This window comes from Streptomyces sp. NBC_00016, assembly GCF_045040885.1.
Classification (GTDB): Bacteria; Actinomycetota; Actinomycetes; order Streptomycetales; family Streptomycetaceae; genus Streptomyces; species Streptomyces coriariae.
Map to the genome: position 1 here is coordinate 9,995,134 of NZ_CP108304.1, position 26,819 is coordinate 10,021,952.

At 72.6% G+C, this 26,819-nt stretch carries 19 protein-coding genes and 2 pseudogenes; 12 read left to right on the forward strand and 9 right to left on the reverse strand.

Annotated elements, in window-relative coordinates:
- Positions 1-136 precede the first annotated feature (136 nt).
- A pseudogene (locus OG933_RS44005) lies at positions 137-280 on the forward strand (transposase); the annotation flags it as partial.
- A 98-nt stretch (positions 281-378) separates the two neighbouring features.
- Positions 379-2,001: an MFS transporter gene (locus OG933_RS44010; protein WP_405633163.1), complete on the forward strand. Its 1,623-nt coding sequence runs from the start codon at positions 379-381 to the stop codon at positions 1,999-2,001.
- 456 nt (positions 2,002-2,457) lie between these two features.
- On the opposite strand, the gene OG933_RS44015 is transcribed toward OG933_RS44010, so the two are convergent.
- The 7 genes and pseudogenes from OG933_RS44015 to OG933_RS44045 all read right to left on the reverse strand — a co-directional run bounded on the left by OG933_RS44015 (position 2,458) and on the right by OG933_RS44045 (position 6,991).
- Positions 2,458-2,751: a DUF1330 domain-containing protein gene (locus tag OG933_RS44015; protein ID WP_405633165.1), complete on the reverse strand. Its 294-nt coding sequence runs from the start codon at positions 2,749-2,751 to the stop codon at positions 2,458-2,460.
- 112 nt (positions 2,752-2,863) lie between these two features.
- The gene (locus tag OG933_RS44020) at positions 2,864-4,318 is read right to left on the reverse strand and encodes an MFS transporter (RefSeq protein WP_405633166.1); all 1,455 of its coding nucleotides are present in this window, start codon (positions 4,316-4,318) and stop codon (positions 2,864-2,866) included.
- Between the two features lie 26 nt (positions 4,319-4,344).
- On the reverse strand, positions 4,345-4,803 hold the full coding sequence (locus OG933_RS44025; protein WP_229876805.1) for a MarR family winged helix-turn-helix transcriptional regulator: 459 nt from the start codon (positions 4,801-4,803) through the stop codon (positions 4,345-4,347).
- Positions 4,804-4,834: 31 nt separating this feature from the next.
- The gene (locus OG933_RS44030) at positions 4,835-5,221 is read right to left on the reverse strand and encodes a hypothetical protein (protein ID WP_405633169.1); all 387 of its coding nucleotides are present in this window, start codon (positions 5,219-5,221) and stop codon (positions 4,835-4,837) included.
- Positions 5,222-5,391: 170 nt separating this feature from the next.
- A pseudogene (locus OG933_RS44035) lies at positions 5,392-5,598 on the reverse strand (hypothetical protein); the annotation flags it as partial.
- Positions 5,523-5,969, reverse strand: a complete 447-nt coding sequence (locus OG933_RS44040) for a hypothetical protein (protein WP_362536497.1) — start codon at positions 5,967-5,969, stop codon at positions 5,523-5,525. The pseudogene OG933_RS44035 and the gene OG933_RS44040, both read right to left, overlap by 76 nt.
- Before the next feature lie 332 nt (positions 5,970-6,301).
- On the reverse strand, positions 6,302-6,991 hold the full coding sequence (locus OG933_RS44045; RefSeq protein ID WP_362536493.1) for a ScbR family autoregulator-binding transcription factor: 690 nt from the start codon (positions 6,989-6,991) through the stop codon (positions 6,302-6,304).
- Between the two features lie 234 nt (positions 6,992-7,225).
- Between OG933_RS44045 and OG933_RS44050 the strand changes: the two genes are divergently transcribed.
- Positions 7,226-8,155, forward strand: coding sequence for an NAD(P)H-binding protein (locus OG933_RS44050; protein ID WP_405624831.1), 930 nt, complete (start codon positions 7,226-7,228; stop codon positions 8,153-8,155).
- An 870-nt stretch (positions 8,156-9,025) separates the two neighbouring features.
- On the opposite strand, the gene OG933_RS44055 is transcribed toward OG933_RS44050, so the two are convergent.
- Complete coding sequence (locus tag OG933_RS44055; RefSeq protein ID WP_405624830.1) at positions 9,026-10,018, reverse strand: ScbA/BarX family gamma-butyrolactone biosynthesis protein; 993 nt, start codon at positions 10,016-10,018, stop codon at positions 9,026-9,028.
- Positions 10,019-10,350: 332 nt separating this feature from the next.
- Here OG933_RS44055 and OG933_RS44060 point away from each other — a divergent pair, with 332 nt between their 5' ends.
- The 5 genes from OG933_RS44060 to OG933_RS44080 all read left to right on the forward strand — a co-directional run bounded on the left by OG933_RS44060 (position 10,351) and on the right by OG933_RS44080 (position 16,238).
- Positions 10,351-10,539: an acyl-CoA carboxylase epsilon subunit gene (locus OG933_RS44060; RefSeq protein ID WP_362536487.1), complete on the forward strand. Its 189-nt coding sequence runs from the start codon at positions 10,351-10,353 to the stop codon at positions 10,537-10,539.
- A gap of 129 nt (positions 10,540-10,668) precedes the next feature.
- On the forward strand, positions 10,669-12,255 hold the full coding sequence (locus OG933_RS44065; protein WP_405633179.1) for an acyl-CoA carboxylase subunit beta: 1,587 nt from the start codon (positions 10,669-10,671) through the stop codon (positions 12,253-12,255).
- A 67-nt stretch (positions 12,256-12,322) separates the two neighbouring features.
- Positions 12,323-13,024, forward strand: a complete 702-nt coding sequence (locus OG933_RS44070) for a ScbR family autoregulator-binding transcription factor (RefSeq protein WP_405624829.1) — start codon at positions 12,323-12,325, stop codon at positions 13,022-13,024.
- Positions 13,025-13,346: 322 nt separating this feature from the next.
- A complete protein-coding gene (locus OG933_RS44075; protein ID WP_405624828.1) occupies positions 13,347-14,201 on the forward strand; it encodes a BTAD domain-containing putative transcriptional regulator in 855 nt (284 codons plus the stop codon).
- 1,215 nt (positions 14,202-15,416) lie between these two features.
- Positions 15,417-16,238 carry an AfsR/SARP family transcriptional regulator gene (locus OG933_RS44080; RefSeq protein ID WP_362277959.1) on the forward strand — a complete coding sequence of 274 codons (822 nt, stop codon included), beginning with the start codon at positions 15,417-15,419 and terminating at the stop codon, positions 16,236-16,238.
- A 1,599-nt stretch (positions 16,239-17,837) separates the two neighbouring features.
- Here the strand turns inward: OG933_RS44080 and OG933_RS44085 are convergent.
- Positions 17,838-20,120: a (Fe-S)-binding protein gene (locus OG933_RS44085; RefSeq protein ID WP_405624826.1), complete on the reverse strand. Its 2,283-nt coding sequence runs from the start codon at positions 20,118-20,120 to the stop codon at positions 17,838-17,840.
- 409 nt (positions 20,121-20,529) lie between these two features.
- Between OG933_RS44085 and OG933_RS44090 the strand changes: the two genes are divergently transcribed.
- The 4 genes from OG933_RS44090 to OG933_RS44105 all read left to right on the forward strand — a co-directional run bounded on the left by OG933_RS44090 (position 20,530) and on the right by OG933_RS44105 (position 26,709).
- Positions 20,530-21,282, forward strand: a complete 753-nt coding sequence (locus OG933_RS44090) for a thioesterase domain-containing protein (protein ID WP_362536531.1) — start codon at positions 20,530-20,532, stop codon at positions 21,280-21,282.
- Between the two features lie 242 nt (positions 21,283-21,524).
- Positions 21,525-22,478 carry an aromatase/cyclase gene (locus OG933_RS44095; RefSeq protein ID WP_405624825.1) on the forward strand — a complete coding sequence of 318 codons (954 nt, stop codon included), beginning with the start codon at positions 21,525-21,527 and terminating at the stop codon, positions 22,476-22,478.
- A 288-nt stretch (positions 22,479-22,766) separates the two neighbouring features.
- A complete protein-coding gene (locus OG933_RS44100) occupies positions 22,767-22,901 on the forward strand; it encodes a hypothetical protein (protein ID WP_362536527.1) in 135 nt (44 codons plus the stop codon).
- Between the two features lie 148 nt (positions 22,902-23,049).
- Complete coding sequence (locus tag OG933_RS44105; protein ID WP_405624824.1) at positions 23,050-26,709, forward strand: condensation domain-containing protein; 3,660 nt, start codon at positions 23,050-23,052, stop codon at positions 26,707-26,709.
- The last annotated feature ends 110 nt before the right edge of the window (positions 26,710-26,819 follow it).

Here is a 26,819-nt window from a genome sequence, read left to right on the forward strand (position 1 = left end):
AGCGTGAGGGTGACGTCCGGGGCCTGGGAGTCGAGCCGGCTGCGGATCGCGTCCGCGGTCATCAGCTGACTGGTCTTCAGCGATGCGCGCGTGAGGAACGCTTGCCACACGACGCCGAAGAAGGCCAGCGTGCCGCCGACATGTGGTCGAGCGCATGATCGCCTGGCTGCACGGCTTCCGCCGCCTGCGGATCCGCTGGGAACGACGCGACGACAACCACGAAGCCTTCCTCGGCCTCGCCACATGCCTGATCACCCACCGCCATGTCCAACGCCTTTGATGGGACCTCTTAGTGGGCGTGTCATCCCAATGGGGCGATGTGCGGCACGTCGGATCAGGCAAGACTCTCGCGAAGCCCAACTTCGCCCCGGAGGTTCCATGCCGAAAAGCCGCGCGCCTCGCATCGACGTTCCGCGCGAGGCCCCGGCGCGGGCGTCACTCGTCTTGACGTCCCTGATCATCGTTGCCGCCGTGGCCAACTTGAACCTGTCGGTGGCCAATGTGGCACTGCCCGCGATCGGGAAGGCCTTCGACTCCTCCCAGGCCGAGCTGAACCTGATCGCCGTGGGGTACTCCCTCGGCCTGGCCGCATCGGTGCTCTATCTGGGTGCGGTCGGCGACCGTCACGGCCGCAAGCTGCTACTGCTCCTCGGCATCGCTCTGTCCATCCCCGCCTGCCTACTCGCCGCGTACGCGCCGAACGACACCGTCCTCGTGGCGGCCCGGATCCTCGGCGGGCTCTCGGCCGGCATGGCCTACCCGACCACCCTGGCGCTGATCACCGCCCTGTGGGCGGGGCCGGCGCGGACGAAGTCGATCGCGCTGTGGTCGGCCCTGGGCGGCGGCATCTCCATGCTCGGGCCGGTGATCGCGGGCGCCCTGCTCGAACGCTTCTACTGGGGGTCGGTGTTCCTGATCACCCTGCCCCTTGCCGTGGTCGCGCTGGTCATGGCCCTGCTGTTCGTCCCCGCGCACGCCAACGAGTCGGCTGAACCGGTGGACAACCTCGGCGGCATCCTCTCCGTCTTCCTGGTCGCGGGACTGGTGCTGGCGATCAATTTCGCCGCCGTCCCCGACCAGGGGTCACTGGTCGTCGGCCTCGCCGTGATCGCCCTGGCTGCCGGAGCGGCGTTCTTCTGGCGTCAGCGCCGGGCTCCGAACCCGTTGTACGACCTCCACATCGCCGGCCGGCGCACCTTCTGGGTCGCCGCATGCGCGGGAATCATCGTGTGGGGCTCCATGATGGGGTCGGCGTTCATCAGCCAGCAGTACCTGCAGAACGTGCTCGAGTACAGCCCCGTCGAAGCCGGCGCCGCCATCCTCCCCCTCGTCGTGATGATGGTGCTCGTGGCACCACGGTCCGCGAAGCTGGTCGAGAGACGCGGCGCCCGCACGACCCTGCTGATCGGTTACGCGTTCCTCTTCCTCGCCTTCGCCTGGATGTTGCTGTTCTGGGGCGAGGACAGCGGCTACTGGCAGATCGGCTTCGCCTACGTGCTCATCGGTATCGGCGCCGGCCTCGCCGGGACGCCCTCATCCCACTCGCTGACCGGATCGGTGCCCGTGCGACGGGTCGGCATGGCCTCAGGCACCGCCGACCTGCAACGCGACCTCGGCGGGGCCATCATGCAGTCCGTCATGGGCGTGCTCCTCACCGCCGGCTATGCCTCGGCCTTCAGCGCGGCGATCGCCGCTTCTCCCGAGAGCAAGGACGTGTCGGAGCAGGTCCAGAGCGAGCTGACGAAGTCGTTCGCCTCCGCCGGGCAGGTCGCCCAGCAGCACCCCCGCTATGCCGAGCAGATCGTCGCGGCAGCACGCAAGTCGTTCCTCCACGGCGACGACTGGGCGTACACCGTCGGCCTGGCCGCGATCGCCCTGGGTGCGCTGCTGATCTTCTTCATGTTCCCGCACCGGGATGCCGAGCGGGAACTCCTACGGCGCTACTGCACCGAGGACTCCGCCCCCGCCGCCACCGAGAGGCCGAGCGGACCGGGAGCCTGAGGCCGGCCGGTCAGCCGGTCGCCGACCGTGTCCGTGCGCGGCCTTGCCCCAGAGCCGTCGAAAGCAGGTCTGAGGACCGGACTGACGCGGGCGAGGGTGTGGGCGTGGCCTGCTTGACCAGCCGGGCCCTCACCTGCAGAGTCGGAACGCAGCACCGCGGCCAGTGCCGGAACCTCGCGCACGAAGCCGGCCACATCGACGGCCCACGCGGCCTTTCGCACGGCCCGTATACGGGACTCGACCCCGCTGCGCCGGTGCCGTCCAGGACGAACAGCAGCCGCGGGAACAGCGGGTACTGCCTGCGCCACTGTTCGCTCGGCAGCCCCGAACGCGGCGACCGTACGCCGGCCACCGACAGGGGCGGGGGCGTACCGGTGGAACGGTTTCAGTGCCCTGTGATCAGTTCGATGAGTGGGCCATTCGGCTTCGTGTTCGTCGCCGACGCAGCCTCGATCGTCAGTCGAGGCCTTCGATGATGCGGAAGTCGCGCTCGACGCCGTCAGCAAGTGCGGCCAGCGCTTCCTGGTAGGCCGCACTCGCATGTGCGGCGACCGCCTGTTCGAAGCTGTCGAACTCGATCAGGACGGTGCGCTCGGCGATTCCGGCGTCGTGTGCGAGGACCCGGCCGCCGCGGGCGAGCAGCCGCCCGCCCGCGGCCTCGACGGCTGGACCAGCCAGCTTGTTGTAGGCAGCCAGCTTCTCGGGGTCCGCAATAGTGCGGTAAGCGCTGACCCAATAGCCCTTGGCCACGGTACCTCCTGTGTTCGGAATTGATGCTCAGAAGCATGCTCAGATCCATGGCCGGCGCGCTGTGGGTCAGCGATCCGACGGAGACGGCGTCGAAGTCGGACGGCTTCGATCCTCAGCTTCCGGTTCGACTCGACCGGCCCACGCCCGGCACACCGACTGGGGCTGTGATCGGATTGGTCTCGGGTGAGCGTCGGCGGGCGAGGGTGAGGCCGGCCATCGTCGTGATCGCCATCGCGGCGACGCCGACCAGCGCCGCGGTCGTGTAGGCGTCGTCGTTCGGGAAGAGGCGGCCCGGGGCGGTGCCGACGGCCAGGACCAGACCGCCGATGGCGCTGCCCAGGGAGTACCCGACGCTGCGGACGACGTAGTTGAAGCTCATGGCGCTCGACGTCTCGCTCTTGGGGGTGACGGCCAGGATGACGCCGGGCATGGCGGCCGAGAAGCTGCCGACGCCGAAGCCCAGCACGCCCATGGCCGCGAGCAGTTCGGCCAGGTTGGACCGGGCGGTGGCGAACAGGACGAACCCGCCGCCGACGATGGCGGCGCTGCCGGCCAGGAGCAGGGGGCCGTCGATCCGTTCGCGGACCCGCGGCGTGAGCTTGCCGGCGACGAACCCCAGCACGGAGAACGGGATGAGGACCAGCCCCGCCACGAAGGTGGTCAGTCCGAAGCCGTAGCCGGCACTGTGCGGCGTCTGCGCATAGCGGGTGATGAGTGTGAGCAGGAGGTACATGCCGCTCCCGCCGACGAACATGGCGAGGTTCGCCCCGGCGACCGCCGGGTGCCGTACCGCCCGGACGTCGACCAGGGGCGTCTTGGTTCGCAGTTCGGAAACGGTCCAGACGCAGAGCAGGAGTACGGCGGCGACGGCAAGGGTCACCGCCACGGCGAGGTGTCGGCTCCACAGGCTCCTCTCGCCGGCCAGGAACAGGACGAGGAGCAGTCCACCCGCCAGGACGAGCGCACCGGCCACGTTCACGTGAGCGGAGCGGCCTTCGGGGGCTGCGGGCATGGAGCGCCACGCGGTCACGAAGGCGATGGCGGTGACGAGCAGGCCGAGGCCGTAGGCGGCCCGTAGTCCGCCGAACTCGGCGAGCAGCGCGGCCAGCGGGTAGCCGACGCCGGCTCCGATGATGGAGACCACTGAGATCAGGGCGATCGTGGCCGCGCTGCGCTCCTCGGGAAGATGGTCGCGGGCCACGCCCATCATCAGCGCCGTGAGACCGAGTCCGACGCCTTGGGCCGCTCTGCCCACGAGCAGCCAGGCGAACGGCAGCGGCAGCACGGTGAGCGCGCTGCCGACGACGACGATCGCCAGCGTGGCGAGAATCGTGGCCCGCCGGTGCGGACCGGCTCCGAGCCGGCCGAGGACGGGTGTGGCGACGGCGCCGCTGAGCAGGGCGATGGTCAGCGTCCACTGCGCGCTGTCGAGGGAGACGTGGAACGTGGTCGCCACGCTGGTGATGAGCGGCGTCCCGAGGCTGGCGACCGCTGCCACGACCAGGGCGATGAACATCAGGGCGGGGACCAGCAGACGTGCCTGGGAACGTATCAGGGCAGTGCTCATGGGCTGGTCATGAGCCTGGGGCGCGGTCACCGGTCCGACTCCTCTCGGGCGTGGCTTTCGAGCTCCGCCAGATGCAGCAGCGCCGGAAGGGCTGCTGCCAAGGCCTCGACCTCGTCACCGGTGAGTTCGTCGATCAACCGCGCGTACGCGTCGACGCCCGCCTGGCGTCGCGTCCGGACGTACGACGCGCCGGCCTCGGTCAGGCACACCAGCGTGACCCGCTTGTCGGACGGATCGCCCTTCCGCTCGACCAGCCCGGATTCCTCCATCACCCGGACCAGGACGGTCATCGCGGGCTGGGTGACGCCCTCGGCCACCGCCAGATCGGTGATCCGTCGCGGGCCGGTCTTGTCCAGGGTGGCCAAGGTGGCGGCGGACGTCAGGCTCATGTCGCGGGGAAGGCGTCTCACGGCCCTGGTGGCCAGACCGTAGAGGGCTGACCCGATGGCATCGGAAGCGCCGTGCGCGGCGTCTCGGCGACTCATGCCTGAAGCATAGCAGTTTTATATAAATCCATTATGTATCTCCCGGGTACCCGACATCCGCCGCGGCGGCGGCGCCCCGCAGCTTGTCCTCCAGCTGCCGGCGGAAGAACTGGGCGTCGAACTCGGCGCTCTCGCCCTGCTCGGTGAGGCCGACCTCCATCAGGTAGGACCCCAGCGTCTCCTGGACGACCTCCCAGTCCAGCAGCTGCTCGGACCAGTCGGCGTACTCCTCCGAGCCGACCACCGCGACGTCGCCGGTGCGCAGTTCCTCGGCGAGCGCGGTGAAGACCATCGCCTCGAAGTGCTTGCGCACGAACTGCCCGGTCCGGGTCTTGTCGACCACCACCTTGCGCCAGTTCTGGGTGGCGAAGGAGATGTCGACCTCCTTGCCCTCCTCGTTGAAGGCGGTGATGTACATCGTGCGCCACGAGCCCGTCCCCGACTCAGGGGTTCGGGGTAGTCGCGTGACGCCCGGTTGGTGGCGGACTGCCAGCTCAGCGGCGGTGCTCTTAGGACGTGGCAGGCGAAGCCCCGGGCGGCCAGCAGTGGACGGATCTCATGGACGGCCCGGGTGATCGTTGAGCGGTCCACGCCGTAGAGAACAGCCAGAGCTGCATGAGGAAGCTGGAACCGCAGGACGATCAGGGTGGCGATGATCCGGTCGGTGAAATGACGTCGATCTACACTCCATCGCTTGCGGTTGCGGCGATGCGGGCGGCTCAGGAGGCGTCGAGCGCGCCCACGGCCGCACGGATGTGGGCCGGCACGAGACGCGGCCGCTCTCCGGCGCACCACCAGGAGAGCTGCCCCTCCGCCTCGCGTGCATGCATGCCCAGGTTGTGTTCGACGCACAGGGGCCACGCCTGCCACAGACGCTCAGCGACGGTATCCTGCGCGGCGTCGGCGACGATCGCCAAGGCATGAGCAAGGTCTTCGGCCACCTTTGGGTACAAGTGACCGCCGTGCCACTCGCCATTGGCCAGCGCAACGTAGACATACTCCGGCTCGCCCGCCTCGTAGGAAGGCTGGGCCACCAGTTGCAGGGGCCCCTGCTCAGGAAGAGTCACTGCCAAGTCCCGGTTGAGGAGCGCAAGAGCCTCGTCCCACAAGGGGTACTCGCCCAGCGAGACGCGACGGAGCCCGGGACTGTCAAAGAGAGCATGCATAGGGCCATCCTCCACTACGGACGGCCGACCCCAATCGCGCACCAGGTCGTAAGGCCGACGGTGAGGACTATGCCAAACTCCGCGGAGCGGTAGGCGAGATGGCCAGCGGTGATGCCCAGGACGACGAGCAGGGGCCGATACCGGCGCCGACTGCGGCACTGGCGTAGGCGCAGATACCGGTGCCGTCCTCGACACCGGCATCGGCCGCGACATCGGTGCAGACATCGGCCGCGGCGCTGGCGTCGGCATCGGCGCGGGTGCCGGCACCGGCGCAGATACCGGTGCGGTCGCATGCGCGGGTGTCGGGTGGGGGTGGGTGTTGGGGTGTGGGGTTAGCTGACGGGGGTGGGTTGGGGGGTGGGGGTGGGGGGGTGTTGGGTGTGGTGGTGGGCGTGTAGTTCGGCGTCGACGGCGGCGCCGCGGGTGCGGGTGAGGTCGACGGAGGCGAGGACGGAGGGCATGACGACGCTGGGCAGGACGTGGCGCAGGAGGGCGTTGACGCGTTGGGGGAGGTCTTGGTGGTCGCAGACGGCCTGGGACATGGCCTGGACGCCGGCGAAGGATCCGACCATGACGTCGGCGGTCTCGACGGCGTTGACGTGGGGGAGGAGTTCGCCTTGGGCCTGGGCTTTTTCGAGGAGGTCGCGGGAGATGTGTGACCAGCGCAGGAAGGGTCCGCTGCGGTCGAGGCCGAGGGCCTGCTGGTCGAGGGAGAGGCGTACGCCGGCGCGGACCATCGCGTCGGTCTGCAGGCGGTGGGCGTGCAGCATGACGGTGTCGACGAACTGCTGGATCTTGCAGGTGCGGTCGGGGATGGGCAGTAGTTGGTCCTGTTCGTGCAGGACTCCCTCGGCGAGGTGTTCCTTGGAGGGGAAGTGGAAGTAGAGCGCGCCCTTGGTCACCCCGGCGGTGGTGAGGATCTCGCTGATCGTCGCGGCCTGGTAGCCGTGTTCCTCGAAGACCTTGGCCGCTGCCGAGAGGATGGTCTGCCGGGTCCGGATCGCCCTGTCCTGTTTCACCACGTTCGGTCTCCTTCTGTTTCGATGAGCCCGGAGACCCATTAAAAAAACCGCCCAGTTTGTATCTTACAGGCGGTTGGGGTTCGTGCACCCCTTGCGGCTGTACGACATTCAATGAGTTGTTCTTGGTCCATCGGGCGGAAGGCGGGGTGTCGGGGCGGTGGGCGGATCGGGCCGGGGCGGGTGGGGACGGGTCGCGGGGCGGCGCGGGCCGGGGCGGGCGGGGAGGGGTGTGCGGTGATTTTGGTGACGGGGGCCACGGGGACGGTCGGGCGGGAAGTGGTGGGGCGGTTGCCGGCCGGGGCGGGGGTGCGGGTGATGGCCAGGGATCCTGCGAGGATCGCGGGGGTGGCTGCGGGGGTGGAGGCGGTGGCGGGGGACTACGGGGATCCGGGTTCGCTGGCGCGGGTTCTGCGGGGGGTGCGGACGGCGTTCCTCGTCACGGCCCGGGTGGGCGGTGGTGACGATGCGGTGTTCGTGGCCGCGGCGCGTGCGGCGGGTGTGCGGCGGGTGGTGAAACTCTCCGCGGCGGCTGTCCTCGACGAGGGGGCGGGTGATCTGATCACGCGGTGGCAGCGTGAGAGTGAGGGGCTGCTGCGCGGTTCCGGTATGGAGTGGACCCTGCTGCGTCCGCGGGCGTTCATGTCCAACTGCCTGTCCTGGGCGGGCCCGGTGCGCTGTGAGGGTGTGGTGCGTGCCCTGTACGGGGAGGCGGCGCATGCCTGTGTGGATCCCGCGGACGTGGCGCGGGCGGCGGTGCGGGTGCTGACCGAGGAGGGGCATGCCGGGCGTGCCTACACCCTGACGGGGCCGCAGGCGCTCAGTGCCGTCGAGCAGACGCGGCAGCTGGGCGCTGTGCTCGGTGTCGCGCTGCGTTTCGAGGAGTTGAGCCCCGCTCAGGCGCGTGCGGCTCTGGCCGGGCGTTATCCGCCGGCGGTGGTCGAGGCGCTGCTGGACAGTGCGCAGCGGCTGAAGGCGGGTGCCAAGGCCGGGGTGCAGGACACCGTCGGCAGGCTGACGGGCCGTCCGGCGCGTACCTTCCGGCAGTGGGCCGCCGCGCATGCCGTGTCCTTCGGCGCGCTCGGTGATGCGGCCGGGCCGCGGCCGCCGCAGGCCGGGCCGCGGGCATCGGGGCCCGGGGCGGGCACGGCGGGCACGGCCCCGTAGGGCCGGTGCCACGCCCCGCGGTCTCCGCGGTCTCCGCGCCTCCGCGCCTCCGCGGTCTCCGCGGTCTCCGCGGTCTCCGCGGTCTCCGCGGTCTCCGCGGTCTCCGCGGTCTCCGCGGCCTCGCGGCCTCAGTGGCCAGGATGTGAGGGGGCTTGCTGTCTGGCTGGCGGGTCCCGCTGCGGCGGGGAGCTGTCGTGGCCGGGCCGGGGGCGGGCCGGGGGCGGGCTGCCGCAGGGCGGGCTGCCCGGTGCCCGCTGCGCGCCGGTAAGGGGGAGGAGGCGCGCAGCGGGCGGGGGAGGGGCCCCGGCGCGCCGGCAGGGCCGCGAGGGCCGGCGCCCTGCGGCCGGGCGCCGGCCGGTGCCGGGAGCGGTGCCGCTGTCACGGTATGAGGCGGCGTGGCTGCCCCTTTTTCGGGGCGGTCACCGGCAGGGCGGGGGCGGGGGGATGGCCGCGGATGCGGTGGGGGCCGTCGCGGCCGGCCCGGGTGCGGGCCACCACGGGGACGCCGGTCCCCGCCCGCCCGCACGGCCCCGCCGCTGCGCCTGCGCGGGGAGGCCTGCGCGGGCGGGGCTTGTGCGGGGGGAGGCTCCGGTGCGGGCGGGTTCTGTGCGGGGAGGTCCCGGTGCGGCGTCAGGGCCGCGCCGCGCCGTCCGCCGGCCCGTGCCCTGAAGGCCCCTGCCCTGGAGGCCGTGTCCTGCGCTCCGGGGCCCGCGTCGTGGGATCGGGGCCCTGCGGCCGGGCCCCGTGTCCTGCGGCCGGTGTCGGGTGGTGCGAGGTCCCGCGTCGTGGGGTCCGGGCCCTGCGCCGCGGGTCCCGCGGCCGGGGTCCCGCGGCCGGGGTCGTGGGGCCGGGGTCGTGGGGCCCGGGGGCTCAGATGGTGAGTGGTGCTGCTGTGACGGTGGAGCGGAAGACGGGTGTTCCGTGCTGGTGGGCGGTGACGAGGACGGCGGGTCCGCGTTGTGCGGGGGTGCGGGTCAGGCGGCGGGCCTCGATGAGGCAGGGGGCGTCCAGTTCCGCGTACTTGGTGAATTCGCCGGTGATGCCGAGCGGGAGGGTGTTGTGGCCCAGGAGTGCCGTGGTGGCCTGGCGGGCGGCTTCCAGCAGCACCATTCCGGGCACGTGGTCGACGGGGTGGTCGAAGAGGATGGGGTGGGCGGTGTCGGCGCGCAGCTGCCAGCGGTCGGGCTGTCCGATGGGGGACAGCACGACGTCCATGGGGGAGACGCGGCCGACGTTCTGGGGCGCGGCCGGGGCGGTCAGCGGCAGCGGGCGGTGCATGCTGGCGGCGCGCTCGCCGCGCAGGCGTTCGTAGACCTTGGCGGAGGTGCAGGTGAAGGTGGCCGATCCGGTGGCCGCGATGTGGCCGCCCCGGCGGATCACCGCGTCGTAGTGGAGGCCGGCCAGCTCGCCGCGGCGGCGCTTGATGTCGCTGCAGGAGATCTCCAGTTCGACCGAGGCGGGCGCGTCGCCGACGCGCAGGTGCGCCGGTTCGACGGCGATCGCGAGGTCCCACATGAGGAAGTGGTGGTCGAGGGGGACGCCGAACTCCGCGTGGGCCAGGAGCGATCCGGCCTGCCGGATCGTCTCGGCCGCGATCAGCGGGTCGTGGCAGCCGTCCACGGCGGCGAAGAAGCTGTGCCCGCGCGGCCACTGGGCGGAGACGGTGAAGCGCTCGTCGTCCACGCGCGCCCAGTCGGTCAGCATGACCTCGGCGACGCTCGCGCGGTGGACGAGTTCCTTCGGGACGGTGGTGGTCAGGGACCGGAAGAGGAGGGCGCCGGTTCCTGCCAGGGGCGTCGGGCCGCTGTGGTTGCGTACTGCGCCGGATATCGCGCCGTTCATACGGAACGTGCTCGCAGACATGGGTCCCCCTGAGTGCCTTGACTTGAATGTGAGTTGGCAGATCCCTCAGGACAGCGAAGATACATACCACCCGGTTTAATTTCTAGAAGGAACGCGGCACTCCAGTCCGGTGAAAAATGGAGCGATGTATTCCCAAATGTAGGGATGATCACCCGGCGGCCGTGGTGACCACCTGTGACTCCTGGGTTCTGCGGGGTCACCGCGGCGCGCGGGCCCGGCCGCGGACCGGGTGCGCGGGGCACCCGGTGTCCCGTATCTCAAGCGATCTCAAAGCCGTTCTTGAGCGGCCTGGCCGACGGTGTCTGCAGGCCCGAGGAAGGGGGACCGCTCGGATGGGGACGGAAGAAGCCCTGATCAGGGTGGAGCGAGGACGGCCCGGCGAGGCGGAACTGGCCGCCGTGGTCGCGGTGCTGCTCGCTCTGCAGGCAGGTGCGCGGCAGACGGCCGGCCCGGCGCCGGCCGCCCGGATGCGCTGGTGGCGCGGGCCGGACGCCTACACGGCGCCCGGCAGCTGGCGCTGACCCCGGGGGGAAGGGATCCCTCCGGATTCCCCCCACCAATGGAAACCGCTCAGGCGGTTTGTTAAGATGCTCGACGGACCCGGGGCGGGACCTCCTCGGCCCTGCCCCAGGAAGGCACCTGACATGGCGATGACGACTGCCCCGGCACCGGCCGAACCGGTGCCCACCGATATACGCGGGCGCGTGGCGGAACTGCACAGCATCCGTGAGCAGGCGCTGGCCGGGCCCGGGGAGCGGGCGACGGCGGCGCAGCACGCCAAGGGCAAGCTGACCGCCCGCGAGCGGATCGGGCTGCTCCTGGACCCCGGCTCCTTCCAGGAGGTCGAGCAGCTGCGCCGGCACCGGGCGAGCGGTTTCGGGCTGGAGGTGAAGAAGCCGTACACGGACGGTGTGATCACCGGCTGGGGCACGGTGGAGGGCCGTACCGTCTTCGTGTACGCGCACGACTTCCGCATCTTCGGCGGCGCGCTGGGCGAGGCCCACGCCGCGAAGATCCACAAGATCATGGACATGGCCATCGCCACCGGAGCCCCGCTGGTCTCGCTCAACGACGGCGCCGGCGCCCGTATCCAGGAGGGCGTCTCCGCCCTCGCCGGCTACGGCGGCATCTTCCAGCGCAACACCCGCGCCTCCGGCGTCATCCCGCAGATCTCCGTCATCCTGGGCCCCTGCGCGGGCGGCGCGGCCTACAGCCCCGCCCTGACCGACTTCGTCTTCATGGTCCGCGAGACCTCACAGATGTTCATCACCGGCCCCGACGTCGTCAGAGCCGTCACCGGCGAGGAGATCACCCAGAACGGCCTCGGCGGCGCCGACGTGCACGCCGAGACCTCCGGCGTGTGCCACTTCGCCTACGACGACGAGGAGACCTGCCTCGCCGAGGTGCGCTACCTGCTGTCCCTGCTCCCGCAGAACAACCGGGAGGCCCCGCCCGCGGCACCCTGCGCCGACCCGGCCGGCCGGCGCGCGGACGGCCTGCTCGACCTGGTCCCCGCCGACGGCAACCGGCCCTACGACATGGCCCGCGTCATCGAGGAGATCGTCGACGACGGCGAGTACCTCCAGGTCCACGAGCGCTGGGCGACCAACATCATCTGCGCCCTGGCCCGCCTGGACGGCCGGGCCGTCGCCCTCGTCGCCAACCAGCCCCAGGCCCTGGCCGGTGTCCTGGACATCGAGGCGTCGGAGAAAGCCGCACGCTTCGTCCAGATGTGCGACGCCTTCAACATCCCGATCATCACCCTGCTCGACGTCCCCGGCTTCCTGCCGGGCGTCGACCAGGAGCACGGCGGCATCATCCGCCACGGCGCGAAGCTGCTCTACGCCTACTGCAACGCCACCGTGCCGCGGATCTCGCTGATCCTGCGCAAGGCCTACGGCGGCGCCTACATCGTCATGGACTCCCAGTCCATCGGCGCCGACCTGACACTGGCCTGGCCGACGAACGAGATCGCCGTGATGGGCGCCGAAGGCGCCGCCAACGTCATCTTCCGCCGCCAGATCGCCGAGGCCGAGGACCCCGAGGCCATGCGGCAGAAGATGGTCAAGGAATACAGGTCCGAGCTCATGCACCCCTACTACGCGGCCGAACGCGGCCTGGTCGACGACGTCATCGACCCCGCCGAGACCCGCGGCGTCCTCGTCCGTTCCCTGGCCATGCTGCGCAGCAAACACGCCGACCTGCCCTCCCGCAAGCACGGCAACCCCCCGCAATAGCACGACGTTCGCGGGAGCCGCCGGTGCCGGTGCGGTGCCGGCCCTCCCGTCCCCCAGGAGAGCGCACATGGTCAAACAGGAGCGAGCGGCCCGCACCCGGCATGCGCTGATCCGGGCCGCCGCCACGGTGTTCGCCGAGGAGGGATTCGTCACCGCGTCACTGAGCACCATCAGCCGGCGCGCCGGGGTCAGCAACGGCGCGCTGCACTTCCACTTCGCCAACAAGCACCTGCTCGCCGAAGCCGTCGAGGCCGAGGCCGCCGAGGCCGTCCGCCGCATCACCGAGGCCGCCCAGGCCCGCCAGGGCGGCTCCTGCCTGCAGTCGGTGGTGGACGCCACCCACGAGCTGATGGGCAGCCTCGCCCACGACAGCGTGGTGCGCGGCGGCTTCGAACTCGCCGGCGCCCTCACACCCCGCGCGCAGGCCTCCCCGCGCACCCGGTGGCAGCACTGGGTGGAGGACACACTGCGCCGGGCCGAGCACAGCGGCGCCCTGGCGCAAGGGGTCTCCGGGGCGGACGGCGCCCACGTCATCGTCGCCGCCACCGCGGGCTTCGAGGTCCTCGGCGGCCAGGACCCCTCCTGGCTGTCGCGGCAGACCATCACCGGCTTCTGGGAGGTGCTGCTGCCCCGGCTCGCCGACTGCCGGGACCTGGACGCCCTGGTGTGCGCCGGCTCGCAGCGGCCGGGCGCCGTCCCCCCGCGCGAGCCGCCCCCGCGCGAGCCGCCCCCGCGGGAGCGGTCCGCGCAGGTCAGCCCCGACCGATAACAGACCGTACGGTCTGTCAAATGGCCCGGCGTGGGAACACGGACCCCCTTTTCCTCCCCCTGGGGGGCGCCGGTGCGGCCCGGAACAGGCGCCCCGGACCCGTGAATTCCGCCCCAGGTGAGAGATTTCGCCCGATCCTGTGCGGTATACGCCCGCGATCGGGGAGAGAAAATACAGGGTGCGCGGTTTGATATTGACAGACCGCGCGTGCTGTTCTTAGCCTGGGCGGGGCGCCGGACCGGCATCTGTCGACGGCCACACAGGCATCTGTTGACGGCCACCCAATGACCGGAGCACTCGGGCACACAACAGGGGAGATCGAGTGGACATCGAGATACTCGGCGCATTGGCCGTACAGGAGAACGGGGTCTCCATCACGCCGACGGCCCCCAAGCCCCGCCAGGTCCTGGCCCTGCTGGCGCTGCACGCCGACCGGGTGGTGTCCGTCTCCGACCTGATCGAGGAGCTCTGGGGCACCACCCCGCCGCGCAGCGCCCGCACCACCCTGCAGACCTACGTCCTGCAGCTGCGCGAACTCATCTCCCTGGCCCTGGACGGGGACGGGCACGGCGAGCCGCAGGGCACCGGCGGCACGGGCGCGCGGCGCACCGCCAAGGAAGTACTGGTCACCATGCCCAGCGGCTACCTGCTGGCGAGCGGCGGCGGCGCGAGCGACGTCCGCACCTTCGAACGCCTCTCGGGCATGGGGTACCGGGCCATGGACGCCGGCGACTTCCCCGGCGCCGCACGGCAGCTGCGCGAGGCACTCGCCCTGTGGACCGGCACCGCCTTCGCGGACGTGCAGACCGGCGAGCAGCTGGACATGGAGATCAAGCGCCTGGAGGAGAACCGGCTGTGCGCGCTCGACCAGCGCATCGAGGCCGACCTGCGGCTGGGACGCCACCGCGAACTGCTGGCCGAGCTCACCGTCCTGGTCAACCGCTACCGCACACACGAGAGCCTGCACGGCCAGTTCATGCTCGCCCTGTACCGCTCGGGACGGCGCGGCGAGGCCCTGGAGGTCTACCAGCGGCTGCGCGCCACGCTCGTCCGCGACCTCGGCCTGGAGCCGTCCGCGGGGCTGCAGCGCATGCAGCGCTCCATCCTCACGGCCAGCCCCGAGCCCGCGCCGGCGGCATCCGGCACCGCCAAGGAGCGCCTGGTCCCCACCAGCTGAGCCACCGCACCGCTTCCCGGGACTCCCGCGCGGCCGGGTGACGCCCGGCCCGCCGGCGCCCCGGGAAGCGGCAGGCGCCGGCTTGAAAAGACCCCGGGGAACTGCCCACGCCGCCCCCGGCGTTGTCCCGCACGCCGAGCCGGGCGAACCGCTCGCAGCAGCAGCGGCAGCAGCGGCGGGCGGCGGCAGGTCCGGGAGCCGGGCGGCAGCCGGGGAACTGCCCACGCCGCCCCCGGCGTTGTCCCGCGCGCCGAGCCGGGCGAACCGCTCGCAGCGGCGGCGGGCGGCGGCAGGTCCGGGAGCCGGGCGGCCGCGGGGGACAGTGTTCGTGGCCAGGACCCGGAGGCCGGCAGCCCCGGGCCAGGAGGAGCGCCGTCCGCCCGACGACCCGGCAGCGGCGCCCTGGCCCTGACCGCTGACCCGGTGCGACGCCCTCACAGGTGATGCGCGCTCCGGACGGGCGATGCGCACCCCGGTCCGCTTCCCCCCTTCGGCCGTGCGGCCGTCCCGGCCGCCTGCGCGCGCCGGCGCGGTCCGCAGGTCCTGTTCCGCCGTGCCGGCGCCGGCACGGCGGAACACCCCGGGGGGCGTGCCCGGTGCGGTGACCCGGCGGCCGGCGGCTTCCGCCGCCCTGCGCGCCGCACCCCGGCGCCGCACCCCGGCGGCGCGGCAGTGGCTTCGCGGTCTCCCGCAGCCCGCCCGCCCACCCGCCCGTAACGGCCCCCTCCCCGCACCCGGCCGCGCAGGACCCGGTCCCCGCGCACGGTGTGCGCAGCACGGCCGCCGTGCCCGCCGCACCCACCGCGTGCGCCGTCCTGCGGGCCGCCCGCCGCCCGCCGCCCGCCGGACGCCGCACGCGGTGCGCGGATCCGCCGCGGCGAAGAGCGCCGCCCGGACGGACGCGGCCCGCCCGCCGGACGGTACCGCGCATTCCGGGGTTTCTCCACAAACGGAATTCGCTTGAACGGTGACCGGAAAGAGCCCTCTGTGATACGCCGGACGTGCTTCGCTCCAGCCGTGGTTCATCCCTTCTTGAGCCGCTTCGGCAGCCGTTCCCCCCTTCCCGGGGCGGATCGATTTGCGGGCCGGGGTATCCAGTTGAAACACCCTCAAACTCCGGTCGAGGAAAGCCGGGCGTGGCGTGATTCCCGCTAGTGTGCTTACGGCGATGTAATTCAGCCATGAGAGGAATTCGACGAGGTACGGAGGAACGCAGTGAAGATTCAGGTTCTGGGTCCGTTGAGTGCCGAGGTCAACGGGGGGTCGATTGTCCCGACGGCCGGTAAGCCGCGGCAGATTCTTTCTCTGCTCGCCCTCTATCCCGGACGGGTGATGCCGGTCCCCATGCTCATGGAGGAAATCTGGGGAACGGAGCCGCCGCAGAGCGCACTCACCACTTTGCAGACCTACATCCTCCAGCTGCGCCGGCGCCTGGGCACCGCGATGGGGCCCGACGCCCCCGGCGCTGCCAAGGAAGTGCTCGCCACCCGGCACGGCGGCTATCTGCTGCAGATACCGCCCGAGAGTGTCGACGTGCACGAGTACGAAAGCATGGTCACGGAAGGACGGGCGGCTTTCGAGGCCGGCGACGACGAGAGATCGGCCGACCGTTTCCGCCGGGCCCTGGACCTGTGGCGCGGCCCCGCGCTGGTCGACGTACGGGTCGGGCCGATCCTCGGGATCGAGGTCATGCGCCTGGAGGAGAGCCGGCTCGGCACCGTCGAGCGGCGCATCGACGCCGATCTGCGGCTCGGCCGGCACTCCGAACTCATCGCCGAGCTGGCCGAGCTGACGGCACGCTACCCGCAGCACGAAGGGCTGCACTCGCAGGCCATGGTGGCGCTGTACCGGTCGGGGCGGCAGGCGTCGGCCCTGTCCGTCTTCCGCAAGCTGCGCATCCGTCTGATCGAGGAGCTGGGCGTCGAGCCCTCGCCGCAGGTGCAGCGGCTGCACCAGGCCATGCTGGCCGTCGACCCGCAGCTGGATGTCGCCTCCGGGCTGCGGCGCACCTCGACCTTCGATCTCTATGCCGCCTGAGACCGGCCGGAGCGGGGGCTCGAGTCGTACTCAGAAGCTGTGCGGAACCTCTGTTCCCGAAGGCGTCTCGGTGCTGTGACTGAGCATGCCGGCCGGTGAGCCGGGCAGTGCGCCGCCCGTGTGCGCACGCGGCCGGGCCGCCCCGCGCACCCGCGGGCGGCCCGGCAGCACACGGCAAGCACCGGCCCGCGGCGCGGGCGGACAAGGGCAACGGCAGGCGAGGAAGACCACCGCCGCCGGCCTGCGCGCCATCGGTACGGCGGCGGCCACGGCCGCCGGGACGGCGCTGCCTCCGGCCGGGCTCCGGCCCGAGGCGCTGCCTCCGGCCGGCTCCGGCCCGCCGGCCGCGCCGCCGGGTGCCCGCGCCGTCCAGGGCGAAGGCGCCTGGCGCCGCCTCTGGCCGCGAGGCGGCCGGCCCCGAGCCGGCGCCGCGGAGGCCGGCTCGCGGGGACGCGCCGCCGCTGCCGGCCGTGCCCGGCCACCGGCCCGGCGCCGTCCTTCGCCGCGCACCGGTGCGGCGCGCGCCGTCTCGCGGCCCACCGCCTATTCCCGCCCGCCGGATCAACTCCCGGCCCGCCGGACGACGTGCCCGTCACCGCCGCTCCTTTGAATAACGGTATTCGTGGAGCAGGAGCCGGAAATCGGCAGAAAACCCTGAAGATCTCGGCGGATGTCTCTCCGGACAGGGCGGGCGATGACACCTCCCGCCGATACCGCATTCTTTTCTGCAAACACGCTCTGCGGGAACGGAAATGAATCTTCACGCGACTCGCGGATACGGCGGAACCGGCACCGGGGAAGACCTCGCAAAACGTCCGGTCTCTTCGGTCTCTTCAGGCTTCCTGGCGGTTCGTCATGATGGTCAGGAAGGCGGCGGGTTCACCGTGCGGACACCGCGGGTTTCCCGCCCGGCGGCCGCCGTGTTCTCCTGCCCGGCAGCGAGTGATTCCCCCGGTGGCGTACGGGGAAATCACCCGTCCCCGGCTCTGCCTGCCCCGAAGGGAGCCCGGCCGGCCCGGAGGCGAAGCCCGGCCGGACCCGAGGCGCTGATCTGGCCCCGCATGCGAACCGGGTGCCGTCGCGCAGGAGCGGCGGCGGCCCCGGGAAGAAGAACGGGCCCGGCGCGGACTTCGTCAGCCGGTCCGCGGGGTGCCGGCACTTCCTGCCAGGGCGGGGAGGAGCCACGAGGCAGAGGGCCGGGCCGTCGACGAACAGGACGAGATGCCGGGCGTCGTGGACAGGGGGAGATGCGGCCCCTGCCGGCTCGCTCCGCACGGGCCCGTGGTGCGCCCTCCCGTGCAGAGCGGCCCCGCACCCCGGCCCCGCATCCCGGCCCTGCGCGCCGGCCCCGCATCCCGGCCCTGCGCGCCGGCCCGCTGAGATTGCCCGGCACTCCTGGCTGACGCGGGACGGGCCGGCCGCCCCGTCCCGCGTCAGCCAGGAGTTGGCCGCGGACGCGCCCGTGAGACGTTCAGCCGCTGCCGCTGCCGCTGCCGCTGCCGCTGCCGCTGCCGCTGCCGCTGCCGCTGCCTGGCCGCAGCGTCCGGTGACGGCCTGCCCCGCGATCGCCGTGCCGGACAGCTCGCTGATCGGGGCGTACTAGTTGACGCGCTCGGGTTGCGCCGCGTCCTGGCTCTCGGGCGGACCCGCCGGATCCGCCGGGGTCTTGACGGATTCCAGGAGGAGTTGGGAGACGTCGACGACCTGGATGGTCTCCTTGGCCTTGCCTTCGTTCTTCTTGCCGTTGACGGAGTCGGTGAGCATGACGAGGCAGAAGGGGCAGGCGGTGGAGACGATGTCGGGGTTGAGGGAGAGGGCTTCGTCGACGCGCTCGTTGTTGATGCGCTTGCCGATCCGCTCTTCCATCCACATCCGTGCGCCGCCGGCGCCGCAGCAGAAGCCGCGTTCCTTGTGGCGGTGCATTTCCTCGTTGCGCAGGCCGGGGACGCTGGCGATGATCTCGCGCGGGGGCGTGTAGATCTTGTTGTGCCGGCCCAGGTAGCAGGGGTCGTGGTAGGTGATGAGGCCCTCGACCGGGGTGACGGGGATGAGTTTGCCGTCGTCGATGAGGTGCTGGAGCAGCTGGGTGTGGTGGATGACTTCGTAGTCGCCGCCGAGCTGCGGGTATTCGTTGCCGAGGGTGTTGAGGCAGTGCGGGCAGGTCGCGACGATCTTCTTCGCCGACTTCGGCTTCTTCGACTCCTCGGTGACGTTGCCGTCGTCGTCCGTCTCCTCGCCGAACGCGGCGTTGAGGGACATGACGTTCTCCATGCCGAGTTCCTGGAAGAGGGGTTCGTTGCCGAGGCGGCGGGCGGAGTCGCCGGTGCACTTCTCGTCGCCGCCCATGATCGCGAACTTGACGCCCGCGATGTGCAGGAGTTCGGCGAAGGCCTTGGTGGTCTTCTTCGCGCGGTCCTCCAGGGCGCCGGCGCAGCCGACCCAGTACAGGTACTCGACCTCGGTGAGGTCCTCGATGTCGCGGCCGACGACGGGGATCTCGAAGTCGACTTCCTTGAGCCATTCCAGGCGCTGCTTCTTCGCCAGGCCCCAGGGGTTGCCCTTCTTCTCCAGGTTCTTGAGCATGGTGCCCGCCTCGGACGGGAACGCGGACTCGATCATCACCTGGTAGCGGCGCATGTCGACGATGTGGTCGACGTGCTCGATGTCGACGGGGCACTGCTCGACGCAGGCGCCGCAGGTGGTGCACGACCACAGCACGTCCGGGTCGATGACACCGCCTTCTTCGGCGGTGCCGATCAGCGGGCGTTCGGCCTCGGCGAGCGCGGCGGCCGGCACCCCGGCCAGCTGCTCGGCGGAGGCCTTCTCCTCGCCTTCCGTGGTCTTGCCGCCGCCGGCCAGGAGGTAGGGGGCCTTGGCGTGCGCGTGGTCGCGCAGCGACATGATCAGGAGTTTGGGGGAGAGCGGCTTGCCGGTGTTCCAGGCGGGGCACTGGGACTGGCAGCGGCCGCACTCGGTGCAGGTGGAGAAGTCGAGCAGGCCCTTCCAGGAGAACTGCTCGACCTGGGAGACGCCGAAGACGTCGTCGTCGCCGGGGTCGGCGAAGTCGATCGGCTTGCCGCCCGACGTCATCGGCAGCAGGCCGCCCAGCGCGGTGGCGCCGTCGGCGTTGCGCTTGAACCAGATGTTCGGGAACGCCAGGAAACGGTGCCAGGCCACACCCATGTTGGTGTTCAGCGAGACCACGATCATCCAGAGGAACGAGACACTGATCTTGATCATCGCGACCAGGTGGACCAGGTTCTCCAGCGTGGCGGCGTCCAGCCCCCTGAAGGCGGCGACCAGCGCATAGGAGACCAGGTACGCAGGTTCCCAGTGCTCGACGCCCGCGAGGGCGCCCTCCAGACCGCGCAGCGTCATGATCGCGAGGCCGATGGTGAGGATGACGGACTCGACGAAGTAGGCCTGGCCGGACTTGGAGCCGGCGAAGCGGGACTTGCGCCCCGCGCGGGAGGGCAGGTTCAGCTGCCGGATCACGATGAGCACGGCGATGCCGGCCGCCGTCAGTGTGCCGATCACCTCGACGAACAGCTCGTAGGGCAGCCAGTGTCCGAGGACGGGAAGCACCCAGTGGGCCCGGAACAGCTGGCCGGCGGCGTTGGCCAGCGTCAGGAGCAAGGTGTAGAAGCCCATGGCCACGCACCAGTGCGCCACACCGATGACGCCCCACCGGTTCATCCGCGTGTGGCCCAGGAACTCCTTCACCACCGTCACGCTGCGCCGGTAGGGGTTGGCGGTCCGGCTGCCGGCGGGCACCGGCTGGCCCAGCCTGACGTACCGGAATAACTCGCCGACGGCACGGACGAACAGCGCGGTGCCGACGGTGACGAATGCCAGCGAAACGATGATCGCGGCGAGTTGCATGGCGGGCTCCTCGAACCTGCGAGAGCGAATCTACTAAGCGGTAACTTATGTGTCCGGGTCTGAGACTACCCACTCCGGGCCCGCCCATGAAGCCGGGACCACGGTGACCTGCGTCGCCGCGGCCGCCGCGGCCACACCGCCCGGCACCGCCACCACCGCACGCCCGAACACCTGGCACGCCAGGCGCAGTTGCCGTGCGCGGCGGCCGGCCCGTCCCGCGGCCCACGGCCGCTCCAGCCGGAATCGACCGGTCCTCAAGGCGCCCCGAGGCAAAGAGGCGGCGCACCCGCCTGCTGCCACCCGCTCGCCTCCGGTCGGTCTCAGCCCGCTCTCGAGCGGCACTTGAGGCGGTGCCGCCACTCTTGGATCCCACCCCGTGCGACCAGGGGTGCAGGTACAGGAGGGTGCCATGTCGGACGAACAGCCAGTGCGGCTCCACTGTTTCGCGCATTCCCTCGGGGGCGAGTCGCTCTTCGAGCACTGGCCGGCGAGCGCCGGACCCGGCGTGGAGGTGGTCCCGGTCTCCCTGCCGGGCGGCAGCAGGCGGCGGTCCGAACCCCGGGTGAACACCCATGAGGCGCTGCTCGCCGATGTGCTGCCCCGGTTCACCGACCCGCACCCCGGCCCGTACGTCCTGTACGGGCACGGCCTGGGCGCGATGGTCGCCCTGAGCGTCACACGCGCCCTGCACGAGGCAGGCCTGCCCGGCCCCGCGCTCCTCGCCGTCGGCGCCCACTCGCCGCCGCCGGTGTACGCCGGGCTGCCCGACGTGCGCGGGGCCACGGACGCCGAACTGCTGCATGTGCTCGGCGGCGAGGGCGCCGTGCCGCCCAGCAGCGACGAAGGAATCCTCCTGCGCGCCATGCTGCCGGTGCTGCGCGCCGAACTCGAGCTCGCCCGGGCCCTGGACGAGGCGGCCCGCAGGCCCTCCTGCGCCGGCCCGCTGACCACCGCGCTCCTCGTCGTCGCCTCACAGGACAACCCGCTGGCGCCGCCCACGGTCGCCGACAGCTGGCGCCGGTGGACCGTGGGGCCCGCCCGGACCCGCATCGTCCCCGGCCGCCACTTCTTCGCACGCGGCAGCCGCGAACTGCCCCGGCTCCTGGGCCGCGCCTGCCGGGTCACCCGCCGCCTGGCCCAGCAGCCCGCGCCCGTCGGCTGATCCGCGTCACCCGCCCGCCAGCCCGCCCGGTGCGGGACGCGGTGCCCGCACGCCGCCGCAGCCCCCGGCGTGCCGCACACCGCCGCAGCCCCCGGCGTGCCGCACGCCGGCCGGCCGCGACGGCGGCGGCGTTTCGTCCGGCCCGCGGTCCGCTCATGATCCAGTGGTCCTCGTCCGGTTCTCTGAAATCTGTACGTGTTCCGTCCCGTCCCCGTCGGCGCAATGTGAGGAGAGGTGTTCGGATGTCTGGTGAGCGTGTCGACAGGGCGACGCACACGGTGCACGTGGCCGCGCCCGCCGGTGTGGTCTACGCCGTGCTGGCCGATGCGGCCAAGCTGCCGCTCTATTTCTCCCCGAGCATCCATGTGGAGCGCCTGGAGAGCGACGGCGAGCGGGAGCGGCTGCGGATGTGGTCCCTCCTGGACGGGCAGCTGAAGTCGTGGACCTCGTGGCGGCACCTGGACCCGGTGGAGCGCCGCATCGAGTTCCGGCAGGAGCTGTCCGCGGCAGCGGACAGCCCGATGAGCGGCATCCTGCACGCCCGTTCCCGAGGCCCGCACCGCACCGAGCTCGAGCTGCAGTACGACGTCAGCGTCACCGGCGACCTGCCCGAGGTCGGGGCGTGGACGGGACGGGCCGCCGACGGGAGCAGCCGTACTCAGCTCGCCGAGCTCAAGAGCGTCGCCGAGCGGTGGACGCGCCTGGACGACCTGGTCCTGTCCTTCGAGGACGCGGTGCGCGTCAACGGCCCGGCCGAACTGGTCTACGACTTCCTGTACCGGGCCGGGGACTGGCCCGGCCCGGTGCCGCACGTCGCCCGGGCCGACCTCACCGAGGACGCGCCGGGAGTGCAGCGCCTGACCACGCAGACGCTGACCGAGTACGGCTCGTACACCACGGACTCGGTGCGGATCTGCTTCCCGCACGCGGGCCGCATCGTCCACAAGCAGACCACCCCCCACCCGCTGCTGGAGGCGCACACCGGCGAATGGTCCGTCGTCCCGGACGAGTCCGGGGTCAGCGTCATCGCCCAGCACAGCGTCGTGCTGCGCGAGGAGAACATCACCGCCGTGCTCGGCGAGCACGCGGGCCTGGGACAGGCGCGCCGGCATGTGCGCGAGGAACTCGGCCGGGACAGCCGGGCCCTGCTCGCCCATGCCAAGCGGCACGCGGAAAGCGCCGTGCGCATGCTGTGACACCGGCACCGCATCCACGGACACGGCACCGCCCCCGCCCGCCGGGCCGTCGCGCGCCGGACAGCGGCTGCCGCCCCCTCGCGCCCACGCGGACACCCGGGGCGGGCTCGGGCACCCCTCGCACACCCGGGCACCCCTCGCACACCCGGGCGGGCTCGGACACCCGGGCGGGCTCGGGCGCCGCTCGGACACCGCTGTACACCCGCTCGGGAAAACGGACTTCGGGTGCCAACCGCAACTAGCGTGGCCAACCCGCCCGTTGTGGATTGTCGCGGACCAGGAGGCGCCATGCAGCACAGCCCGTACGCCACAGCCCCGGCACACCCGTACGCCACAGCCCCGGCACACCCCGCACCGCGCCCGCTGCGCGTCCCCGCCCGCTGCCCGCATCCCGCCGGGCACGCACCGTCCGCCACGCTCTAGGGCCGGCATCCGGCAAGCCGCACCACAGGCACGGCATCCGGCCCTCACCCGGGGGCCGGGCGAGCGCCACCTCGCAGCCCGTGCAGCGCCCACAGAAAGGAGAGAGGGGAACGCGCCGGCCCCAGCGGACCGCACCCCCCGGACACGCATGACTGTTTCCCGCTCCTCGCGCGAGGCGATCTTCGTGGTCGTCGCCCCCGGGCCCGCCCCGTCCACGGCCCCCTGGGACCTCCAGCTGCGCGGGCCCCTCGACCCCGCCGCCCTCGAACACGTCCTGGGCGAACTCACCGCCGGTGAGCCGGCCGGGACCGTGCCCCGCCACCGGCTGCTGCGGCACGGCCCCGACCATCACACGCTCCGGTTCACAGCGCCGCGAGGGGCGGCCGCCGCGACCGCGGTGGGCCGCATCGCCGACCTGCTCACCGAGCCGCGCCCGGCCGACCGCCCGCTCGCCCCCGCCCAGTACGCGCTCCTCACACCCGCCGCCGGACACGGCTACGAGGCGGTGTTCATCGAAGCGGCCGCTCCGCTGGACGCGGCCGCGGTGCGCGAGGCGCTGCACGCGGTCCTGACCGCCCACCCCCAGCTGCGCTCCCGCCTCGACCCTGCGGCCGGCCGGCCGGCCGGGCAGGCCATGACCGCCGGCGGGGCTGCCGGCAAGACCGGGGCCGGCGCCGTGCCCCGGTCCGAAGCCGCGGACGGATACGGCCCCGGGGCCGGGACTGCGGACAGGACCGGAGCCGAGCTCGGGGCCGGGACTGCGGCCGGGGCCGGCGCCGAGGTCGGGGCCGGGACTGCGGCCGGGGCCGGCGCCGAGGCCGGGGCCGGGACTGCGGCTGGGGCCGCGGCGGGAGGCGGCCAGGAGCTGCTGGTGGAGGGGGAGTTCAGTGACGAGGCCGGCTTCGCCGCAGCGGTTGCCTCGGTCGGCCGCACTCTCGACGCGTACCTGGGCGTCCAGTTGCGGGCCCTGCTCGCCCGAGACCGCCGTCCGGCAGGACCGCGCGCCGACCGGCTCGCCGTGGTCGTCCATGAACTCGCCGTGGACGCCGCGTCCTGGAAGATCCTGCTCGACGACCTGACGGCCGCCCTCGGCGCGGCCGCGCCCGCAGTTCCGGCGCGAGCGCCGTATGCCCCGGACGGCCTGGCCGACTGGGTCACCGGACTGCGGGAGCTGGCCCGCGACCCCGCCGAGGTCCGCCACTGGACCTCCGTCGCAGGGCGCAGGTCCCGGGCGCTCAGCTCCCGCCGGTCCGCACGGGTGACCCGGCCCGGCGGCAGCGCCGGCATCGTCTCCGCCGACACGCAAGACACCGCACCCGGCAAGACCCTGCACACCGGCCCCGCCCAGGACCCCGGCCAAGGCGTCGCCCAGGACTTCGCCCAGGGCCCCGCCCAGGGCTGTGCTCTGAGCTTCCCCCTGGACGAGGACGTCACCGAGCGGATCACCCAGGGCCTGGCCCAGCGGCTCGCGCTGACCGCCGGGCAGCTCCTGACCGGCGTGTTCGCCCTGGCCCTCGCCCGCTGGCAGGGCGTCGACGACATCAGCCTCGACGTCCGCAGCGACCCCAGGCCCGGCCACCAGGGCCTACGGCGTCACGTGGGCCGGCTCACCGACCTGCACCCGGTCCACCTCACCCTGGAACCCGGCCTCGACCCCCTCGGCCAACTGGCCGCGCTGGCCGGCCCCCTGGCCGCCGCCGCAGGCCACGCCACGGGCGGCGCGGGTTTCGGGGCCTGCCGGGAGTGGAGCCCCGACCCGCTGCTGCGCGATGCCCTGCGCGAACTGGCACCCGCCCAGGTCTGTCTGCACCTGCACGCTCCGGGCGAGCTGCTGCCCGCCTCCGTGCACCCCGTGCGCGGCAGCGCACCGCACCGGCCGGGCCGGCCCGCACACCCCCTCGAGGCGCACGCCCAGATCGCCGGCGGCAGGCTGCACATCGGCCTCGAGCGGACCCACGACCTCACCGAAGGCATCACCGACACCTCCGTGGCCGCCCTCGCGGACCTGCTGCGGGACCTGCTGACACAGCTGGCCGACGCCTCCACCGCCCCCATCCCGTCCCTCTTCAAGGCCACCCCCCAGCAGGCGGCGCTGTTCACCGGCGGCGACGCACGGCCCGGCACCGGCCGCCATGTCGAGCAGCTCGTCTGGGTCTGGCACGGCCCGCTCGACCCGGAACGCTTCACCGCGGCCTGGCAGTCCGTCTTCGACTGCGAAGCGGTGCTGCGCACCGCGTTCACCGGCGGCCCCGAACCGCAGCTCATGGTGCACAGCCGGGTCACTGCCGACATCACCCGCCGCATCCATCGCGGCGACGACTGGCAGCCGCTCCTGGAGCGCGACCGGCTGCGCGGCTTCGACCTGCGCTGCCCCGGAGCACTGCGCCTGACCCTGCTGGAGACGGAGCACACCGCACCCGACGACACCGCCCCGCCCACCCGGATCGTCCTCACCTACCACCGGGCGCTCCTCGACACCTGGAGCGCGCACATCCTGCTGCGCGAGTTCTACCGGGCCTACCTCGCCGGCGGCACCCTGCCCGGTGGCGAGCGCCGCCCCGACCTGCGCGACTACACCGCCTGGATCGCGGCCCAGGACCTCGAGCCCGTACGGGTGTTCTGGGCGCGCTCCGCCCCGCCCGACACCGCGGCGTCGCGACCGGGCCGCCCCGCCGGGGGAGCCACGCGGCTGACCGGGGTCGGCCGCGCCCGGCTGCGCCTGGACCCTGCAGAAACCATCCGCCTCGCGCGCTGGGCCGGCCTGTGGGGCATCGCGGAGAGCAGCGCACTGCAGGCCGTCTGGGCGATACTCATCCACCGCGCCTCCGACGCCGCCGGCCCGGCCCCGGTCTGCTTCGCGGTGAGCGTTGCCGGACGCGCGATACCGCTCGACGGCGTGGCCCGGATGCCGGGACCGCTGCGCAACGCGCTGCCCGTAACCGTCGAGGTGGACCCGGCGGGCACGCTGACGGACCTGATGCGGCGCCTGCGCGACCACGCCCTGGACATGGCCGCCTACGAATGGGTCCCCGCCGACCGGATCCGTTCCCGGGACCGGCACGGTCCGGGCACCGACCCCGCCGGCACCGTCCTCGTCTTCGAGGACCCGCCGCATCCGGTGGAAGGCCTGGAGGACGAACTCGCCGCACAGGGGATACGGGCCGAGTTCTCGGGCACCGTCCCCGCCCGCTCGGTGCTGCCCATCGGACTGCTCGCCCACCACGACAACGCCGGCGGCCTGGTCCTCACCGGGGTGCACGACCGTGACGTGCTCGACGAGGAGGCCGCTGCCGAACTGCTGGTGCAAAGTGCCCTGCTGCTGCGTGAACTCCCCTTGTGGGCCGCTGAGTCCACCACCGTCGCGCAGGTGCTGAAGCTTTTGCAGGGCAGGGCCGTACCCCGCATGGCCGACGCTGTCGCAGCCGGCCGCGACACCGTGCTGGTCACCCTGCGCGCCGCGGGGCAGGAACAGGCGGGCACGATCTGCCTGGTCCCGCCGCCGGGCGCGGCCACGACCTGCTACGACCTGCTGCCCCACACCTACGCGGGCCCGCAGGAACTGCTGGTCCTCACCGCCGGCGCCGGCGCCGAGGACGCCGGGCCCGCCCTGGCCGCCCGCGCGGCCGGCCTGCCCCTGCTGCTCGCAGGGTTCTCCGGCGCGGGTGCCCTCGCCTGCGACATCGCCCGGCGGATCGGGGCCGACGGCGGCCGCCCGCCCCGAGTGGTGCTCGCCGGCGCGTTCGAGGACGAGCGGGCGCGGGCCCTCGCACTCGCCCGTGCCCTCCGGGACGCCGCACCGGACGGCTGAGGCGGGACGAACGCCCCACCGGACGGCTCCGGAACAGAACGGCTCCCCGGCGGGACGGGATCCGGTGCAGAACGGATCCCCGGCGGGAGGTGATCCGGTGCAGAACGGAT

What these genes read in the sequence shown, in the direction of transcription:
- OG933_RS44025 (WP_229876805.1), bottom strand. Translation starts at nt 4,803, where the DNA reads ATGAGTCGCCGAGACGCCGCGCACGGCGCTTCCGATGCCATCGGGTCA.
- OG933_RS44030 (WP_405633169.1), bottom strand. Translation starts at nt 5,221, where the DNA reads ATGTACATCACCGCCTTCAACGAGGAGGGCAAGGAGGTCGACATCTCC.
- OG933_RS44065 (WP_405633179.1), top strand. Translation starts at nt 10,669, where the DNA reads ATGACGACTGCCCCGGCACCGGCCGAACCGGTGCCCACCGATATACGC.
- OG933_RS44020 (WP_405633166.1), bottom strand. Translation starts at nt 4,318, where the DNA reads ATGAGCACTGCCCTGATACGTTCCCAGGCACGTCTGCTGGTCCCCGCC.
- OG933_RS44060 (WP_362536487.1), top strand. Translation starts at nt 10,351, where the DNA reads ATGGGGACGGAAGAAGCCCTGATCAGGGTGGAGCGAGGACGGCCCGGC.
- OG933_RS44085 (WP_405624826.1), bottom strand. Translation starts at nt 20,120, where the DNA reads ATGCAACTCGCCGCGATCATCGTTTCGCTGGCATTCGTCACCGTCGGC.
- OG933_RS44010 (WP_405633163.1), top strand. Translation starts at nt 379, where the DNA reads ATGCCGAAAAGCCGCGCGCCTCGCATCGACGTTCCGCGCGAGGCCCCG.
- OG933_RS44100 (WP_362536527.1), top strand. Translation starts at nt 22,767, where the DNA reads ATGCAGCACAGCCCGTACGCCACAGCCCCGGCACACCCGTACGCCACA.
- OG933_RS44090 (WP_362536531.1), top strand. Translation starts at nt 20,530, where the DNA reads ATGTCGGACGAACAGCCAGTGCGGCTCCACTGTTTCGCGCATTCCCTC.
- OG933_RS44070 (WP_405624829.1), top strand. Translation starts at nt 12,323, where the DNA reads ATGGTCAAACAGGAGCGAGCGGCCCGCACCCGGCATGCGCTGATCCGG.
- OG933_RS44095 (WP_405624825.1), top strand. Translation starts at nt 21,525, where the DNA reads ATGTCTGGTGAGCGTGTCGACAGGGCGACGCACACGGTGCACGTGGCC.
- OG933_RS44105 (WP_405624824.1), top strand. Translation starts at nt 23,050, where the DNA reads ATGACTGTTTCCCGCTCCTCGCGCGAGGCGATCTTCGTGGTCGTCGCC.
- OG933_RS44040 (WP_362536497.1), bottom strand. Translation starts at nt 5,969, where the DNA reads ATGCATGCTCTCTTTGACAGTCCCGGGCTCCGTCGCGTCTCGCTGGGC.
- OG933_RS44055 (WP_405624830.1), bottom strand. Translation starts at nt 10,018, where the DNA reads ATGTCTGCGAGCACGTTCCGTATGAACGGCGCGATATCCGGCGCAGTA.